Origin of the sequence: Kitasatospora phosalacinea, from assembly GCF_000717185.1 — a bacterium.
In the GTDB taxonomy this organism is placed as follows: Bacteria; Actinomycetota; Actinomycetes; order Streptomycetales; family Streptomycetaceae; genus Kitasatospora; species Kitasatospora phosalacinea_A.
In genome coordinates, this window is record NZ_JNYE01000331.1 from 1 (window position 1) to 206 (window position 206).

1 pseudogene is annotated in these 206 nt (G+C 74.8%); it reads right to left on the minus strand.

The features are described from left to right. Positions 1 to 206, minus strand: a pseudogene (locus OO57_RS38265) (IS5/IS1182 family transposase); the annotation flags it as partial.

Sequence of the window (206 nt, forward strand, 5' to 3'; positions counted from 1 at the left end):
CGTCGGCGGGCTCGACGTCCTGCCCGGCGACCAGGGCCAGCAGGCCCACCGCGTTCGCGGCCTTCTCGCCGAGTTGCCGCTCGGGCAGGTGGCCCAGCAGCCTGAGCGCGTCACCGACCAGGGCGTCCACCAGGTCCGCGCGGGCCTGCTGATCGTTCCAGGCGATGCGGGGCTTGCCCGGATCGCGGTAGTCGTGCGCGGTGCAC